General features: G+C 63.0%; 16 protein-coding genes. 4 read left to right on the top strand and 12 right to left on the bottom strand.

Annotated features, from left to right (window positions below; translation table 11 throughout):
* Complete coding sequence (gene gabP, locus HU737_RS19220) at positions 1-1,395, bottom strand: GABA permease (protein WP_186556533.1); 1,395 nt, start codon at positions 1,393-1,395, stop codon at positions 1-3.
* A gap of 354 nt (positions 1,396-1,749) precedes the next feature.
* On the opposite strand from gabP, the gene HU737_RS26265 reads away from it, so the two are divergent.
* Both HU737_RS26265 and HU737_RS19225 read left to right on the top strand, forming a co-directional pair.
* Positions 1,750-2,109 carry a transposase gene (locus HU737_RS26265; protein WP_225915574.1) on the top strand — a complete coding sequence of 120 codons (360 nt, stop codon included), beginning with the start codon at positions 1,750-1,752 and terminating at the stop codon, positions 2,107-2,109.
* A gap of 26 nt (positions 2,110-2,135) precedes the next feature.
* A complete protein-coding gene (locus tag HU737_RS19225; protein ID WP_367616058.1) occupies positions 2,136-2,951 on the top strand; it encodes an IS3 family transposase in 816 nt (271 codons plus the stop codon).
* A 224-nt stretch (positions 2,952-3,175) separates the two neighbouring features.
* Here HU737_RS19225 and HU737_RS19230 read toward each other — a convergent pair whose 3' ends face one another.
* Together HU737_RS19230 and HU737_RS19235 are read right to left on the bottom strand one after the other, a co-directional pair.
* Positions 3,176-4,516: an MFS transporter gene (locus HU737_RS19230; protein ID WP_186557740.1), complete on the bottom strand. Its 1,341-nt coding sequence runs from the start codon at positions 4,514-4,516 to the stop codon at positions 3,176-3,178.
* Between the two features lie 83 nt (positions 4,517-4,599).
* Positions 4,600-5,559: a 2-hydroxyacid dehydrogenase gene (locus HU737_RS19235; protein WP_186557739.1), complete on the bottom strand. Its 960-nt coding sequence runs from the start codon at positions 5,557-5,559 to the stop codon at positions 4,600-4,602.
* A gap of 97 nt (positions 5,560-5,656) precedes the next feature.
* Between HU737_RS19235 and HU737_RS19240 the strand changes: the two genes are divergently transcribed.
* Positions 5,657-6,541, top strand: coding sequence for a LysR family transcriptional regulator (locus HU737_RS19240; RefSeq protein WP_225915624.1), 885 nt, complete (start codon positions 5,657-5,659; stop codon positions 6,539-6,541).
* 132 nt (positions 6,542-6,673) lie between these two features.
* Here HU737_RS19240 and gudD read toward each other — a convergent pair whose 3' ends face one another.
* Positions 6,674-8,041 (bottom strand): glucarate dehydratase, encoded by a 1,368-nt coding sequence (gene gudD / locus HU737_RS19245; RefSeq protein ID WP_186557741.1) that lies wholly within the window; start codon positions 8,039-8,041, stop codon positions 6,674-6,676.
* A 24-nt stretch (positions 8,042-8,065) separates the two neighbouring features.
* A complete protein-coding gene (locus HU737_RS19250) occupies positions 8,066-9,415 on the bottom strand; it encodes an MFS transporter (protein ID WP_186557738.1) in 1,350 nt (449 codons plus the stop codon).
* 327 nt (positions 9,416-9,742) lie between these two features.
* On the opposite strand from HU737_RS19250, the gene HU737_RS19255 reads away from it, so the two are divergent.
* A complete protein-coding gene (locus tag HU737_RS19255; protein ID WP_186557737.1) occupies positions 9,743-10,456 on the top strand; it encodes a FadR/GntR family transcriptional regulator in 714 nt (237 codons plus the stop codon).
* Between the two features lie 222 nt (positions 10,457-10,678).
* Here HU737_RS19255 and HU737_RS19260 read toward each other — a convergent pair whose 3' ends face one another.
* The 7 genes from HU737_RS19260 to HU737_RS19290 form a co-directional block, all read right to left on the bottom strand.
* Positions 10,679-11,440, bottom strand: a complete 762-nt coding sequence (locus HU737_RS19260; protein ID WP_186557736.1) for an ABC transporter ATP-binding protein — start codon at positions 11,438-11,440, stop codon at positions 10,679-10,681.
* On the bottom strand, positions 11,437-12,498 hold the full coding sequence (locus HU737_RS19265) for a FecCD family ABC transporter permease (protein WP_186557735.1): 1,062 nt from the start codon (positions 12,496-12,498) through the stop codon (positions 11,437-11,439). The genes HU737_RS19260 and HU737_RS19265 overlap by 4 nt, the downstream gene beginning before the upstream one ends.
* Complete coding sequence (locus HU737_RS19270; protein ID WP_186557734.1) at positions 12,495-13,589, bottom strand: ABC transporter substrate-binding protein; 1,095 nt, start codon at positions 13,587-13,589, stop codon at positions 12,495-12,497. Before HU737_RS19270 ends, HU737_RS19265 begins: the two co-directional genes overlap by 4 nt.
* 163 nt (positions 13,590-13,752) lie before the next feature.
* The gene (locus tag HU737_RS19275) at positions 13,753-14,763 is read right to left on the bottom strand and encodes a zinc-dependent alcohol dehydrogenase family protein (protein ID WP_186557733.1); all 1,011 of its coding nucleotides are present in this window, start codon (positions 14,761-14,763) and stop codon (positions 13,753-13,755) included.
* Between the two features lie 179 nt (positions 14,764-14,942).
* Positions 14,943-15,533 (bottom strand): HAD family hydrolase, encoded by a 591-nt coding sequence (locus HU737_RS19280; protein ID WP_186557732.1) that lies wholly within the window; start codon positions 15,531-15,533, stop codon positions 14,943-14,945.
* On the bottom strand, positions 15,530-16,399 hold the full coding sequence (tesB, locus tag HU737_RS19285) for an acyl-CoA thioesterase II (RefSeq protein ID WP_186557731.1): 870 nt from the start codon (positions 16,397-16,399) through the stop codon (positions 15,530-15,532). Before tesB ends, HU737_RS19280 begins: the two co-directional genes overlap by 4 nt.
* A gap of 96 nt (positions 16,400-16,495) precedes the next feature.
* On the bottom strand, positions 16,496-17,065 hold the full coding sequence (locus HU737_RS19290) for a GNAT family N-acetyltransferase (protein ID WP_186557730.1): 570 nt from the start codon (positions 17,063-17,065) through the stop codon (positions 16,496-16,498).
* Positions 17,066-17,213: the final 148 nt, after the last annotated feature.

Consider the following 17,213-nt stretch of genomic DNA (forward strand, 5'->3'; position numbering starts at 1 on the left):
CTAGCCGACCGAGCGCACGCCCACTGCTCGTTGGTGGCCGCGGGTCGTCACGATCCCGAGGAACGAGATGAAGATCGCCAGGCTCAAGGTGGCGGTCACTTCCGCCCGGTGCTCTTCGGTATACATCATCACGCTCAGGGCCCCAGCGATGAAAATGATCACCGCCCAGGTCAGCCAGGGGAACAGCCACATGCGGAACTTGAGCTCGGCGTTCTCCCGCTCCAGGCGCCGGCGCATGCGCAGCTGGGAGATGGCGATGACCATGTACACCAGCAAGGCGATGGCGCCGGAGCTGGCCAGGAGGAACTCGAACACGCCCTTGGGAGCGAAGTAGTTGAGGATGGCGATGGCCGCGCCGATCAGCGTGCTTCCGAACACGGCGGCGCGGGGCACGCCAACCTTGGAGGTGTTTTTCAGCATCGCCGGGGCATCACCACGCTTGGCCAGCGAGTACATCATCCGCGAGGCGATGTAGATCGATGAGTTCATGCAGCTGGCCACTGCCACCAGCACCACGAAGTCGACCATGAAGGCGGCGTTGGGGATGTTCATGATCTCCAGCGCGCGTTGGTAGGAGCCCACCACCGCCAGCTGTGGATCGTTCCACGGCACCACCGAGATGATCACGAAGATCGACAGGATGTAGAAGGTGCTGATACGCCAGATCACCGAGCGGGTGGCCTTGGCGATGTTGCGCGAAGGGTCGCTGGATTCGGAGGCGGCGATGGTCACCGCTTCTGTACCGATGAAGCTGAACATCACGGTGATGAACGCGCCGATTACCGCCGACCAGCCCTTGGGCGCGAAGCCGCCGTATTCGTCCACCAGGGTGCTCAGCCCACTGACTTCGCGGTTGGGTAACCAGCCCATCAGGGCGGCGAAACCGAGGCTGATGAAGCCGAGGATCGCCGCCACCTTGAGAATCGCGAACCAGAATTCGAACTCGCCGTACTTGGCCACGCTGAACAGGTTGGTCCCGGCCAGCAAGACGATCGACAGCAAGGCAAAGATCCAGCTGTCGACCTGGGGGAACCAAGCGTTGAGCACATGCCCGGCGGCCAGCGCTTCGATGGGAATCACCAACACCCAGAACCACCAGTACAGCCAGCCGATGGTATAGCCGGCCCAGCGGCCAATGGCCTGGTCAGCGTAGGTGGAGAACGAACCGGTGTCGGGATGGGCCACGGCCATTTCGCCGAGCATGCGCATGACCAGGACGACCAAGGTCCCGGCCACGAAGTAAGAGATTATGGTGGCTGGGCCGGCTGCTGCGATGGCATGTCCGGAGCCGACGAAAAGCCCTGCACCGATAATGCCCGCGATGGACAACATCGTTACATGGCGTGGTTTGAACCCTTGCGCGAGGTTACTACCATCAGATCCCACGGTGTTCATTGATCTTGTTCTCTTTTTGCTGACACAAGGAAAAGGGGGCAGGCGTAGGCGAAAATAATCTCCTTTGCAAACAATGGGTAGGCACGTAACTCGCGCTCTGTTGTTGACCTTCTACACGCTTTATCGAGCAACGCGCCAGCTGAATTCCGGGTCCATTTAAGCCGCCTGGGGCGGGTGGAAATTATTCGAGAACGCCTCAGAGGTGCGCGATCACGACAGGGGCTGCTCAATCGCGCCAGATGTCGCCAATGGCGTGTCTGTTTGCGGCATGGGGCTGTTTGGAGGTTCTGTTTTTCAACTGGGTGTGCTGGGGAGTTTGTACTGGCCTCTTCGCGGGCAAGCTGATCTGGCCTAATGATTTTGGACACCTTCTACGGGCGCTATGATGGCGCCCAATTGGAGGCAAAATCAGTGCGAAAGTCATACTCGAAAGAACAGAAAATCCGGGCTGCTGAGATGGTGCTCGACGGTGGTCAATCAGTACCCGAAGTCTGTGAAATGCTTGAAATTGGGCCTACAGCCCTGCGTCGCTGGGTTGAGCAAGTGCGCAAGGAGCGAGAGGGCAAGGTACCGGCTGGAGCCAAGGCTATCACCCCGGATCAACAACGAATCCAAGAGTTGGAGGCGTTGGTTCGGCAGAAAGACCGAGATATCGAAATCCTAAAAAAGGCCAGTGCTCTCCTGCTTCGGGACTCCAAAGATCGTTTTCGCTGATCAACGAGCTGAGTGAGCAATACGGTATCGTCGAATGCTGTCGCGTGCTTGGGGTCAAGCGCAGCAGTTTCTATGCATGGCGCAAACGCCAAGCCCGGAAAAATCCAGAGCGGGATCAGTTACGCTCGGCTGTAGAGGGCCATTTCAAAGTCTCTCGAGGTTCGGCTGGATCGCGAACACTAACCGAGGAACTGCGGCGTGACGGCCATAAAGTCGGACGCTACAAAGTGCGTAGTCTGATGCGTGAAGCTGGCCTGAAATGCAGGCAGCGCCGGCCGCACCGGTACCGTTCTTCAGGCGCGGAAGCGCTGATTGCAGAAAATCAGTTGAAGCGGAATTTCAAAGTTTCGACGATCAACGAAGTGTGGTGTGGGGATGTGACCTATATCCAGGTTGGCAAGCGCTGGCTGTACTTGGCAGCTGTGCTCGACCTGTACGCACGACGGGTGGTGGGCTGGGCATTTTCAATGATTGCGGACGCCAGGCTGGCCTGCAGCGCGCTACGCATGGCGGCCGAATCCCGCGGCAAGCCGAAGGATGTGATGTTTCATTCCGACCAGGGATGCCAGTACACCAGCCACAAGTTCAGGGCTGCACTTGAAGAGTACGACATGAATCAGAGCATGAGCCATCGAGGACAATGCTGGGATAACGCCGCCATGGAGCGCTTTTTTGGGGCCCTGAAGTCAGAGTGGATTCCCGCAGGGGGTTATGAAACCGAAGCACAGGCGCGGGCTGACGTTCAGGCTTATTTGGTCCGCTACAACCTGAAGCGCCTCCACAGCTACAACGGTTATCAAACCCCGGTAGCCATGGAGAAAAAGCTCAAGGATGCGGCATGAAACCTTAACTGGTGTCCAAAATAAGTTGACCAGTTCAAGCCCGCTCCCACAGGTCCCGCGAAGATTTCAGCCCAGCGTTGAGCCAGTTTTGACTCAACACACCCACTGCAAACCCTACAGACCCTGTGGGAGCGGGCTTGCCCGCGAAGAAGCCAGCACCGATCAGACTGCCGCACCCATAAAAAAGCCCCGGTCTCCCGGGGCCCCGTTGCTCAGGCGTCTGCCTACGCCTGTCCGGTGCGCTCGAAGCGCCGGGCCAGCAACAGGTAAGCGAGGATCCCCAGCACGCCGTGCGCGGCGACGAACCAGAGAGCGTTATCGAAAGAACCCGTGCTGGCCACCACGTAGCCAATCACCAGCGGGGTGATGATCCCGGCGATGTTGCCGATGCCGTTGAACACGCCACCACACAAGCCGACCATCTTGCTCGGCGCCACGTCCGACAGCACCGCCCAACCCACCGCTGCCAGGCCTTTGCCAAAGAACGCCAGGGTCATCAGCATGATCACCGCAGCATTGCCATCGACATAGTTGGCCAGCACCAGGCTGGTCGACAGCGCCATGCCGATCACGAACGGGGTCTTGCGCGCCCGGGAAGGGTGTACGCCACGGCGGATCAGCCAGTCGGAAATGAACCCACCCAAAATGCCACCGGTAAACCCGCAGATCGCAGGCAACGCGGCAACCCAGCCGGCTTCCATGATGGTCATGCCGCGGCCTTTGATCAGGTAGATCGGGAACCAGGTAATGAAGAAGTAAGTGAGCGCGGTGATGCAGTACTGGCCCAGGTACACCGCCCACAGGTTGCGACTGGTGAACAGCTGCAGCACCTCGGCGCGGGTCGGTTTGCTCTTGGCGGTCTTGCGCTCGCGCTCCAGGTCGACCAACGCGCCGCCCTCGCGCATGTACTCCAGCTCTTCGCGGCTCAACCCTGGCGCGCTGTGCGGTTCATGGTAGAGGCGGAACCAGACCACACTCAACAGCAGCCCCAATACCCCCATCCAGATGAACACCTGCTCCCAGCTAAGGGCGTGAGTCATCCAGGCCATCAGCGGCGCGAACACCACTACGGCCATGTACTGCGCCGAGTTGAACAAGGCCGAAGCGGTGCCGCGCTCGCGGGTCGGGAACCAGCAACTGACGATCCGCGAGTTGGCCGGAAACGCCGGCGACTCGACCAGGCCGAGCATGAAGCGCATGGAGAACAACGCCACCGCCGCCGAGGCACCGGCCAGGCCCATCCAGCCGACCGTGCCTTGCATGAGGGTGAACAGCGACCAGAGGATCAGGCTGATGCCGTACACCCGCCGTGCGCCGAAGCGGTCGAGCAGCCAACCGCCGGGCACTTGGCCGAGGGCGTAGGCCCAGGCGAAGGCTGAAAAGATCATGCCGAGCATGACCGGGTCCAGGCCGAGGTCCTTGAGCACCTCGGTACCGGTGATCGACAGGGTGGCGCGGTCGGCGTAGTTGATCACGGTGATGACGAAGATCAGCGCCAGGACCAGGAAGCGATGACGGCCTACGCTGGCCTGCACCAGCGGGGCGGCGGCGGATTTGCTGTTCATGATGACCTCTTGCTTCTCGGCGGAAGCGATTGTTCTTGTCGGGAGGTGAACGGCCCGGAGGCTGTGGGGTGTCTGCGGCGGCCTCAGGTGCGGGTGACGCGCTGCGGCGGTAACTCGCCACGGAAACACGCGGCCAGGTTGTCGAGCACTATCTGGCCCATCTCCTGCCGGGTCTGCAGCGTGGCGCTGGCGCGATGCGGCTGCAGGCTGACCTGGGCCAGATCACGCAAGGCTGGCGGCACGTTCGGTTCGTCGACGAACACATCCAGACCGGCGCCAGCAATGCGCTGCTCGCGCAGGGCCTCGACCAGCGCCTGCTCGTCCACCAGCTTGCCGCGGGCGACGTTGATCAAGTAACCCTGCGGCCCCAGCGCTTCGAGCACTTCACGGGTGACGATGGCCTTGCCGTCGTCGGCCGAGGCGGCCAGCACCAGAACGTCCACCGAGCGCGCCAGCTCGCGCAGATCGCTGACGTAGCGGTAGCCGGATTCGGGCTTCTCTTGCCGGTCGCAGTAAGCGATGCGCATGTCGAAGGCCGCCGCACGCCGAGCAATCGCCTGCCCTACCCGGCCCAAGCCGACGATGCCCAGGTCGATCCCGCTGACCTTGCGCGCCAGCGCCAGGTTGACTGTGCCCCACAGCCCATCGCGGACCAATCGCTCGCCCTCGCCGAGGCGACGCAGGGTGGCGATGATCAAGCCGATCGCCATGTCGGCCACGTCATCGGTCAGCACGCCTGGGGTGGTGGTGACATGAATGTTGCGCTCGGCGGCGCGGGCCAGGTCCACCGCATCGGTGCCGATGCCACTGATGGCGATGATCTCCAGCGCTGGCAACTGATCCATCAGTGCGTTGGGTAGGCCCTTGGCGCCACCAGTGACCACACCACGAATCCGCCCACCGACTTCATCGAGCAGGCGCTGGGGATGCGCATGCTGATACAGCCGATGCACGCGGTACTCGCGCATCAGCACGTCGTCGATGGCGTCGGGGACGGGTTGGGTCAGCAGCAGGTCGATGGTTGCGCGATTGTCGTGAGGCATCGTTGGCGTCCGGCAGTGGAGGTGAATGACTCCGATGCTAGGACCGCGATCGATACAGGTCTAATATAGATAGTGGATCGAATAATACGGAAATTGAATGATGGAACTGCACCAACTGCGCTGCTTCGTAGCGGTTGCCGAAGAGCTGCATTTCGGCCGCGCGGCCGTTCGCCTGCACATGACCCAGCCACCACTGAGTCGGCAGATTCAGCTACTCGAGCATTCGTTGGGCGTGTTGCTGCTGGAGCGCACCAATCGTCAGGCGCGGCTGACCCCGGCGGGGCAGAACTTTCTGGAGGATGCCCGGCGCATTCTGCAAATCGCCGAGTCGGCCAGTCAGTCGGCCCGGCGTATCGCCCACGGCGAAGCCGGGCGGCTGACCTTGGGCTTTACCGCAGTCGGCGCGTACAGCTTGATTCCGCAGCTGCTGGTGCATGCCGCCGAAGTGTTGCCCGGCATCGACCTGGAGTTGAGCGAACGGGTCTCGCTCGGCCAGGTGCATGCGCTGGAGACGGGCATGATCGATGTCGGCTTCGTGCGCCAGGTGATGCCCAGCGCCCGGGTCGAATACGTGCTGATTCACCGTGAGCCGTTCGTCGCAGCGCTACCCGCTGGCCACCCGCTGGCAGTCAAGGCCGAACTCGGCCCGCACGACTTCGATCAGCAGCCGTTCATCATGTACAGCGAGAGCGAGGGGCGCTATTTCCATGACCGCATCGCCAACCTGTTCGCCCGCCATCAGGTGCAGCCGCAGTACATTCACCAGTTGGGGCAGACGCACTCGATCATTGGTCTGGTCAATGTCGGGCTGGGGATCGCGGTGGTGCCCGCGTCGGCGCAGGCACTGCATATGGAGCAGGTGGTGTTCAGGCCGCTGGTGCAGACTGAGCAGGAGGCGGAGATGTTCTTGGCGTATTGCAGTGATAACCCCAATCCGGTGTTGGCGGAGTTTGTCGAGGTGGCCCGGCGTTTTTTTGCTTGAGCGCTATTGTGTAGTGGCTTTACTGGCCTGTTCGCGGGCAAGCCCGCTCCCACAGGTGGTGGCGTGAGACCCGCGTTCTGTGGTGAGTCAAACATGGCCTCTTCGCGGGTGAAGAGGCCATGTTCAATAGCTTCAGCGCACCAGGCAAGGCCGCTTATTATCGAAGCTCCAGCCCGGAATCAAGAACTGCATCGCCACGCTGTCGTCGCGCGCGCCCAGCCCCATGTTGCGATAGCACTCATGGGCCCTGGCCAGTTGGTCTTCATCCAGTTCCACCCCCAGCCCCGGCCGCTGCGGCACACGCACATGGCCGTCGACGATGCGCAGCGGCTCGTGGGTCAGGCGCTGGCCGTCCTGCCAGATCCAATGGGTGTCGATCGCGGTAATCTCACCCGGCGCCGCCGCCGCGACCTGAGTGAACATGGCCAGGGAAATATCGAAGTGATTGTTCGAATGCGAGCCCCAGGTCAGGCCCCAGTCGTGGCACATCTGCGCGACCCGCACCGAGCCTTGCAAGGTCCAGAAATGTGGGTCGGCCAGGGGGATGTCCACCGACTGCAACTGGATCGCATGGCCCATCTGCCGCCAATCGGTGGCGATCATGTTGGTGGCGGTGGGCAAGCCGGTGGCGCGGCGGAACTCGGCCATCACCTCACGGCCCGAGTAGCCGTTTTCCGCCCCACAGGGGTCCTCGGCGTAGGCCAGCACCTGGTGTTGGTCACGGCACAGGGCGATCGCCTCCTTCAGTGACCAGGCGCCATTCGGATCGAGGGTGATGCGTGCTTCAGGGAAGCGCTCGGCCAAGGCGGTGACCGCTTCGATTTCTTCTTCACCGCGCAGCACGCCACCCTTGAGCTTGAAGTCGCTGAAGCCATAACGCGCCTTGGCGGCCTCGGCCAAGCGCACCACCGCTTCCGGGGTCAGCGCCTTTTCGTGGCGCAGGCGCAGCCAGTCATCGTCGGCCTCGGCTTCGTTGCGGTAGGCCAGGTCGGTCTGCTGGCGGTCGCCGATGTAGAACAGATAGCCAAGCATCTTCACCGCTTCACGCTGCTGGCCTTCGCCGAGCAACGCCGCCATCGGCACGCCCAGGTGCTGGCCGAGCAGATCGAGCAGCGCCGATTCGATGGCCGTGACGGCATGAACGGTAATGCGCAGGTCGAAGGTTTGCAGGCCGCGGCCGGCGGCATCACGCCCGGCAAAGGTCTGGCGCATGGCGTTGAGCACGCGCTGGTAATGCCCGAGCGGCTGGCCCATCACCAGGCTGCGGGCATCTTCGAGGGTCTGGCGAATGGTCTCGCCACCGGGTACTTCGCCCAGGCCGGTGTTGCCGGCGCTGTCGCGCAGCACAACGATGTTGCGGGTGAAGAACGGCCCGTGCGCGCCGCTGAGGTTGAGCAGCATGCTGTCGTGCCCGGCCACCGGGATCACGCGCAGCTCGGTCACCACCGGCGTGCCGGTCTGCACCTGGCTGGCGCTGAAGGAGTCTTGGGTGCTGTGCATATTCATCTGGGTTGTCCTGCAGGTTCAGTGAGTCTGGCTCAACGCCGACTGCGGCTTGAGGTCATTGGAGGCGCTGTCTTTGGGGCCGGTGCGGACGAAGAACACCACGATCGCCGCCAGCACCGAGGTCACGGCCAGGCCATACAGCCCGCCCTGGATGGAACCGGTGTGCTGTTCGAGCAAGCCGAAGGTGGTGGGCGCGACAAAGCCGCCGAGGTTGCCCACCGAGTTGATCAAGGCGATCACCGCCGCAGCGATGCGGGCGTCGAGGTAGCCCTGGGGGATTGGCCAGAACAACGCCGAGGCCGACTTGAAACCGATGGCGGCGAAACACACCGCGACAAAGGCGAACACCGGCCCACCGGTGGTGGACATGAACATGCCGATGGCGGCGATGACCAATGCGCCAGCGACCCAGGCCTGCTGGAACTTCCAGCGCGCAGAACCGGCGGCGAAGGCATACATGGCGATGATCGAGATCAGCCACGGGATCGAGTTGAAGAAGCCGACCTGCAGATCAGACAGATCGCCCATGCGCTTGATGATGCTCGGCAGCCAGAAGGTCGCGGCATAGATCGTCAACTGGATGCAGAAGTAGATGCCGCAGAACAGCAGGATCTGGCGGTCCTTGAGCAGGCTCCAGGAGGAGGTCTTGACGACCCCGACCGCTTCGCGCTCACGCTGCTCGCGGTCGATGACCTCAACCAGCGCATCCTGCTCGGCACGGCTCAGCCATTTGGCATCGTGCGGCTTGGAGTCGAGCCAGAACAAGACGAAGAAGCACAGGCACACCGAGGCCATGCCTTCGATGAACAGCATCCACTGCCAGCCGTGCATGCCCAGGCCCTGGATCTGCATCAATGCCCCAGCCAGCGGGCCGGAAATCAGCGAGGCGACCGCCGAGCCACTGAGGAAGATGGCGATTGCCTTGCCCCGTTCGGCGGCGGGCAGCCAGCGCGTGAAGTAGTAGATCACCCCCGGGAAAAATCCTGCCTCAGCCACACCGAGCAAAAAGCGCAGGACATAGAACTGGGTCTCGGTCTGGACGAAGGCCATGGCCGTGGCCACCAGCCCCCAGGTGAACATGATGCGGGTCAGCCACACACGTGCGCCGACACGTTGCAGGAGCATGTTCGAGGGGACTTCGAACAGCGCGTAGCCGATGAAGAACAGGCCAGCACCGAAACCATAGGCGGCGGCGCTGATGCCCAGGTCGCTCTCCAGGTGCGGGCGGACGAAGCCGATGTTGACGCGATCCAGGTAGTTGACGATGAACATGATGACGAACAGCGGCAGGACATGGCGTTTGACCTTGGCCACTGCGCTTGCCAACACATCGTCGCGCCGGGCGGACGGATCGAGGGTGTCGTTCACTGTGGAATCTCCCACTAATTGTTTTTGTGCGGGTCGATGGATGTCGCGGCGGGAGGCAGTCCGCCTGGTTGTCTGACATGCCAGTGGCAAGAGAATATGCCCTGCGCAGTTGTACGACAAGAACGCAACCTGTCGTCAAAAAACAAAATACAAGCTGATAAAACTGCAAAAATCGGTGAAATAGCAAGATATGCGAAAAACCAGGGGGCGACACTTCAGGGATACGCGGGTAGAAAAAATCTGAAAAAATTACTTGTCATACAAGCCAGGGTGCTAATCTCGCCCTAATCACGCCGCACTTGTACGATCACCTTCGCGAGCAGCGCCATGACCTCAGCCGACAACCTCGAAACCTTGCGTAAACGCGGTCACAGCCGCGCCCATGACCTGGTCTCCAGCCTGACCCAGCAGATTCTCCTGGGCACCTTCAAACCTGGCGACAAACTGCCCTCGGAAAACAGCCTGGTGCGCGAGCATGCCGTCAGCCGCACCGTGGTGCGCGAGGCACTGTCGAAATTGCAGGCATCGGGGTTGGTCGAGCCGCGCCACGGGATTGGTACTTTCGTGATTGAACGTCAGGCCCAGTCGGGCCTGCGCGTGGGCGCCGAGAATGCGGCCAGCGTGCGCGACCTGCTTGAACTGCGCATCGGCCTGGAGGGCCAGGCTGCGGCGCTTGCGGCGTTGCGCCGAAGCGAGCAGCAGCTGCAGCGCATGCGCCAGGCGCTGGACGATCATCAGGACCTGGCGGCAGCCGGGGATAGCTGCATCGAACCTGATCGGCGCTTTCACCTGCTGATCGCCGAGGCCACTGGCAATGTGTATTTCACCCAGATGATGGCGCAGCTGGGCAGTGGCCTGATTCCGCGTAACCAGCTGGCCGCGGATGAACGCTCAGGGTCCAAGCTGGCCCGGCATGCGTACCTGGCCAACCTCGAACATGAAGCGATCCTCAACGCCATCCGCCGCCAGGACCCGGATGCGGCGCGGGCGGCGATCTGTCTGCACCTGTCCAATAGCCGGGATCGGTTGTTGCCGGAGTGACTGCTGCCGGTGTGCTGTATGCACCGGCCTCTCAAACAATCCCCCACTGACACCCAACAATCTTCATGTCCACACAATACCTGTGGGAGCGGGCTTGCCCGCCTAGAGGCCGGCACTGCCCCTCAAACAATCCCCCACTGACACCCAACAATCTTCATGTCCACGCAATACCTGTGGGAGCGGGCTTGCCCGCGAAGAGGCCGCCACTGCCCCAACCCATATTCAAACCAACGCACGATCCACCAACACCTGCAAACGATCCTGCGAGCATCGCTCCACCCGAGCCTGGACGCCATACACCTCAGCCAGCATTCCCGGCTCCAGCACCTGCTCCGGCGTACCACAGGCCACCACCCTGCCCTGGTGCAGCACCACCAGCCAGTCGGCGTAGCTGGCCGCCAGGTTGATATCGTGCAACACCGCCACCGCCAGCAAACGATGCGCGACCACCCGCTCCCGCACCGTATCCATCACCCGCAGCTGGTAGTGCAAATCCAGCGCACTGGTCGGTTCATCCAGCAACAACACCTGCGGATTGCGCGCCAGTAATTGCGCCAACGCCACCAACTGGCGCTGCCCTCCAGAAAGGCTATTGAGCGGCTGCTCGGCCAAATGCTCGATACCCAGCCTGGTCAGCGCCTCATAGGCCAGTGCCAACAGGTTGTCGACGCCACTCACCCGCAACGCCGCGACGATACTTTCCAACACCCCCAGCGCCAGCCCCGGCGGCAGTTGCTGCGGCATGTAGGCCAAGCGCCGCGAGCGTTCGGCAAAGCCCAGTCGGCTGACGTCTTCACCGGCAAGGCTGATCTCCCCTTGCATCCGTTCAAGCCCGGCAATCGCCCGCAGCAAGGTCGATTTGCCGGCACCATTGGGGCCGACCAGCGCCACCAGACTGCCGGCCGGCAAGGTCGGCAAGCTCACGTTGTGGATAATCGTGCGCGCCCCGTAGGCCACCGATAGATCGTTGATCAGCAGGCTCATAGACGCCTCCCCCGGCTGAACACCAAGGCGACGAACACCGGCACACCGACCAAGGCCGTGACGATCCCGACGGGCACGATCAGCCCCGGCAAAATCAGCTTGCTGGCAATCGATGACAGCGACAGCAGCAGCGCCCCGACCAACGCACTGGCCGGCAGCAGAAAACGCTGGTCCTCGCCCACCAACAGGCGGGCAATGTGCGGACCGACCAGGCCAATGAAACCGATGGTGCCAACGAACGCCACGGCAGTTGCCGAGAGCAGACTGATGCGCAGCAACGACGCAATCCGCAAACGCCGGGTATCGACGCCAAAACTGCGGGCGCGCTCCTCGCCCATGCGCAACAGGGTCATGGCCGACGCCGCGCGCAACGAGAACGGCAGCACCAGCGCCAGCACCGCTGCAAGAATCGCCAGCTTGTGCCACGTGGCCCGGGCCAGGCTACCCAAGGTCCAGAACACCAGTTGCTGCAACACGTCTTCACTGGCCAGAAGCTGCAACAGCGACACCAGCGCGTTGCAGCTGAACACCAGGGCGATGCCGAACAGCACCAGGCTCTCGACCCCCGCCCCACGCAAGCGCGCCATGGCCTGCAACAGCAGCACCGACAAGCAGGCGAAGACGAACGCCATCAGCGGCACCTGCACGCTCGGCTGCAACCAGGCAACACTCACGGGATAGGCAATGGCCAACGAGGCGCCGAGCGCCGCTGACGAGGACACCCCCAGGGTGAACGGGCTGGCCAACGGGTTATCGAGGATCGCCTGCATCTCGGCCCCAGCCAGGGCCAGCGCCGAACCAACCAGCACCGCCATCAGGGCGTAGGGCAAGCGCACATTCCAGATGATCACCTGCTCGGTGGCGCTCAGGCTGTGTGGCTCGAACACCCCTTGCAGCAGGCGCCCCAGGCCCATCCCCGACGAGCCGCTGGCCAGATCGCCCACTACCGCCAGCAGCAGCAACAGCGCCAGCCCGGCCACCAGCCCGGCCCGGCGCCACAGCAGTCGACGGTAGCGCCAGGCCGCCAGCGTCGCGCCGTCTTGCACCAGCGCGGTCACTTGGCGTCGATCCAGTAATGGCCGGCAAGGCCTACCCGCAACAGCTGGTTGATGTCATCCATGGTTGCCTGCGGGTCGACATCGGCGAAGCGCTCGGGATGAATCCAGCGCGCCATGGCTTCGAGCGCCAGGATGTTGAACGGCGAGTTGTAGAAGTCATGCCACAGGGCGTGAGCTTGGCCTGCCTGGATTGGTCGCAATGGCGCGAACTCTGGCCGGGCGGTGATACGCGACAGGCTTTGCCGGGCGGTGTCGGCTGAAACGCCTGCACCCAGCAACACCCCAGGTGCGCGATTGCCGGTAGCGATATAGACATCCGGGTCGGCCTGCAACACATACTCGACGCTGACATCACCGAGCGCCCCAGGCACCACGTCGGCGCCAATGTTGTGCCCGCCCGCCGCCAGCACCAGGCTGCCCAGGCCGCTCTTGCCGGTGGTGTGCCCAGGGGCCTGCCAGACCCCCGCCAGCAGCTCAAGGAAGACTTTGGGCCGCTCGCTCTCCTTGAGCCCGACAACCCGCTCGGTGACCCGCGCCAGGTGGCAGTCATACAGCTTCAGGTAGTCCTGCGCCTGCTGCTCACGGCCCAGCAGTTGGCCGAGCGCTTGCAGGCTGACGCGGGTGTTGCGAATTGGCTGGACGCGAAAGTCGATGAACAACACCGGCACGCCCGCCTGGGCCAGCAGGTCGGCCACTGGACTGTGCTGCGTCGGGCCTTCGCCAGCGATGCTGAATATTGCCAGGTCGGGCTTGAGGGCCAGGATCTGTTCGGCGCTGACGCTCTGCTCCGAGGCTTGGCCAATCAGCGGCAGCTTGGCGATTTGTGGGTATTGCTCGGCGTAGACCTGGTAGGTGTGCGGGTCAAGCAGGCGCATGTCGTTCTGCCAACCGACTACCCGCTGGAACGGATTGTCACGGTCGAGCAGCGCCAGGGCGAAAAACAGCCGCCCCTCACCGAGGACGATGCGCTGCGGCGCGTGGTCCATCGACACCTTGCGACCGAGTACGTCGGTGACTTCAATGGCGCTGGCGGGGTGGGCGAAGCCCAGGCAGATGGCAAGTAACAGCAAGGCATGGAGCGCGCGGCGCATCGGAGGGAATCCTCTTGCGGGGAATCGAAGCGCGGCATTTTAGCGAGCAGGTCTGCCTCTCCGGTGTGCGCAAATGTATTGCTCGGGGGGCTTTCCAACACAATCCATTACATCTTTGAAATTGGCTTTGGGGTCTGCTTCGCAGCCCCCAAAAACCATGGACTCAGAAGGTCAGGCAGATCTTGCCGAAATGCTTGTTGCTCTCCTGGTACTGGAACGCCTCGACGATCTGCTCCAGCTCGAAATGCTTGTCCACCACCGGCCGCAAGCCATTGGCATCGATCGCCCGCACCATGGCCTGCTGCTGGGCGCGGCTGCCCACCAGCACGCCTTGCAGACGAATCTGCCGGACCAACGCCTGCACCAGCGGCAACTGCCCAGCCACGCCGGTCAGAATCCCGATCAACGAAACATGCCCACCAATACGCGCAGCGATCATCGACTGCTCGAGGGTCGCCGGGCCGCCCACCTCGATGACATGATCAACCCCGCGGTTATCGGTCAGCTCACGAACTTTCTCGCCCCACGCCGGGGTGCTGCGGTAGTTGATCAAGTGATCGGCGCCCAACGACTTCAGCCGTTCGAGCTTGGCGTCACTGGACGAGGTCGCGATCACGGTAGCGCCCGCCAGTTTGGCGAATTGCAGGGCGAAGATGGACACCCCGCCAGTGCCTTGCACCAGCACGCTGTCGCCAGGTTTCAAACGATCATCGGCCATTAGCGCACGCCAGGCGGTGAGGCCTGCAGTGGTCAGGGTCGCGGCCTCGGCGTGGCTGTAGCCTTTGGGCGCCAGGGTGAATGAAGTGGCGCGGGCGGTTACCTGCTCGCGGGCATAGCCGTCGATGCCATCGCCGGGCACGCTGGCAAAGCCTTCGACCTGGGCCTGACCGTCCAGCCAATCGGGGAAGAAGGTACTGACCACGGCATCGCCGACTTTGAATTCGCTGACCCCAGCGCCAACTGCGATTACCTCGCCAGCGCCATCGGCCATGGGAATACGCCGCTCACTCGGCCCCCACATGCCGCTGACCACGGCGAAGTCGTGGTAGTTGAGCGAGCTGGCGTGCAGGCGCACGGTGATCTCACCCGCCTGTGGCGCGGCAGCCTCGCGGGTGCCGACCTGGACCTTGTCGTAACCGCCGCCGGGTTGAACGTAGATGGCCTTGCTGGACATGGCTGGATTCCTTTAATGGTGGGCAAGAAGTGCAATGCAGCTTAGATGAGAGCTGGCGTTGCATGGGCCGCCGTCATCGCGGGGCAAGCCCGCTCCCACGCAAGTTCGTGTTTTACAGAGGCGTGCTTAGGGCGCGGTTTGCGTGGGAGCGGGCTTGCCCCGCGATGAGGCCGGTGCGCTCAACCCAACATGGCGCGCAATGCCCGGCAATCCGCCGCATGCCAGTCCACCAGCTCAGGCCAAGGGTTATCCGGCAAGTTCACCAACACTGTACGCGCCCCGGCAGCCCGGCCGCAGTCGAGATCAAACCGGTAATCGCCAACCATCACCAGCTCGCTCGGCGCCACCTCCCAGGCCTGGGCAATCTTCAACAAGCCATCAGGGCTGGGCTTGGGCTGCGCTTCGTCACGCCCCAGGATGTGCTCGACGGCAAAGCAATCGGCCAGGCCAATCGCCTCCAGCGTGACATGCGCCAGCTCCCGCGCATTACGGGTGAGAATCCCCAGCCGACAACCACGCCCGGCCAGCTCACGCACCAGCTCGACCGCACCACTGGCGGCGGTCGAAGCCATCGCCAGGTCGCGCTCGTGCTCCAGCAACCAGGCATGCTTGGCTGCCGCTTCAGCGGCCGGCAACGCCGCCAGGTGGGTGAGGATATCGTCCTCGGGCGGGATGCCCAGCGCCTGGCGAATCGCGGCGAAATCATGCACCGCGACGGTGAGGGTGCCGTCCATGTCGAACACCCAGTTGCGCACGTCACTCAGGCTCATGCCCAGTCCTTGCGATGGCGGATCAAGCCTTCCTGGGTCGACGAGGCCACCAGCTGGCCGGCGCGGTTGTAGATGCTGCCGCGGCAGAAGCCACGAGCATTACCGGCCCAGGGGCTGTCGGTGGCGTACAGCAGCCAGTCGTCGGCACGCAGGTTGCGGTGGAACCACAGCGAATGATCGAGGCTGGCGATCTGCATGTCCTTCTGCCACACCGACTTGCCATGCGGCAGCAACGAGGTGGTCAGCAGGCCGAAGTCCGAGGCATAGGCCAACAGGTATTTGTGCAACGCCGGGATGTCCGGCAGGTTGCCGTCGGCGCGGAACCAGGCGTACTTCACCGGATCGCCCGGCTTGGGGTTGAACGGATCGCGCTCGGTCACCGGGCGAATCTCGATTGGCTTGGCGCACAGCACTTTATCGCGGATGCGCTCAGGCAGGTGATCGGCCATGGCGCTGGCCAGCTCGACTTCGCTGGGCAGGTTCTCCGGCCCGACTACATCAGGCATCTGCGCCTGGTGCTCGAAGCTTTCCTCGTCGTACTGGAACGAGGCGCTGCAGGTGAAAATGGTGTGGCCTTTCTGGATCGCGGTGACCCGGCGGGTGCTGAAGCTGCCGCCGTCACGTACCCGGTCGACCGAGTAGACCACCGGCAGGCTGGCATCGCCTGGGCGCAGGAAGTAGCCATGCAGCGAATGCACATGACGGGCGTCTTCGACCGTCTGGCTAGCCGCCGACAGCGATTGGCCGAGCACCTGGCCGCCATACAACTGGCGAAAGCCCAAGTCCTGGCTGCGTCCGCGGAACAGGTTCTCCTCGATCGCTTCGAGGCTCAGCAGGTCGACCAGGTCGTCCAACACATGGCTCATGGGGGTTTTCTCCTAGCAAGGCATCACGGCGCTACAGCACTTTTAAGACGAAGAATGATACAGGGTTTGTCATCAGTACCGCGCATGCCCAGCCATTCAGCCGCGCAGGGTTTGTTGCCAATGCGCGCGGTTGATCCGGTACAGCACGTGGGAGCGCAAGGGGTGGCCGGGCGGCAGGCGGGGGTGTTCGAAGCTGCCATCCGGGTCGTGCAGCATGCCGATCGCCTGCATGACTTTCTGCGATGGCAGGTTGCTCTGGCTAGTGAACGACACCACCTCATCCAGGCGCAATTGGGCGAAAGCACAACGCAGGCAGGTCCACGCCGCCTCGCTGGCAAAGCCCAGCCCCCAGTGACGCCGTGCCAGGCGCCAGCCGATCTCTACGGCTGGGCCGAACGGGGCGTCGAAATTGACGTGGAGCAAGCCGGTCATGCCGATGAAGGCGCCGCTGTCCTTGCGCTCCAGCGCCCACAGGCCAAAGCCGTATTCATTGAAATGCCCGCGAATCCGGCCGATCAGCGCGGCCGCTTCCAGGCGCGTCAGCGGCGCCGGGAAGTAACGCATCACCTGCGGGTCGGCGCACATCGCAGCGAACTCGCGCAGGTCGTCATCGTGCCATTGGCGCAATGTCAGGCGGGCGCTTTCCAGGTGAAGAATTGGCGTCATCGAGTGAGCTCCGGGTGTTTGTCCTACACGCTTTAGATTAGGCGAAATTGGGTCCGCTTTGCGGCCCTTCGCGGCGGTTCGGCGCTCCGACAAGCCCGCTTCCACAAGGTACCGCGCCAATCTTGAGAGCGGCGGTGTACCTGTGGGA

The organism is Pseudomonas urmiensis, from assembly GCF_014268815.2.
Taxonomy (GTDB): Bacteria; Pseudomonadota; Gammaproteobacteria; order Pseudomonadales; family Pseudomonadaceae; genus Aquipseudomonas; species Aquipseudomonas urmiensis.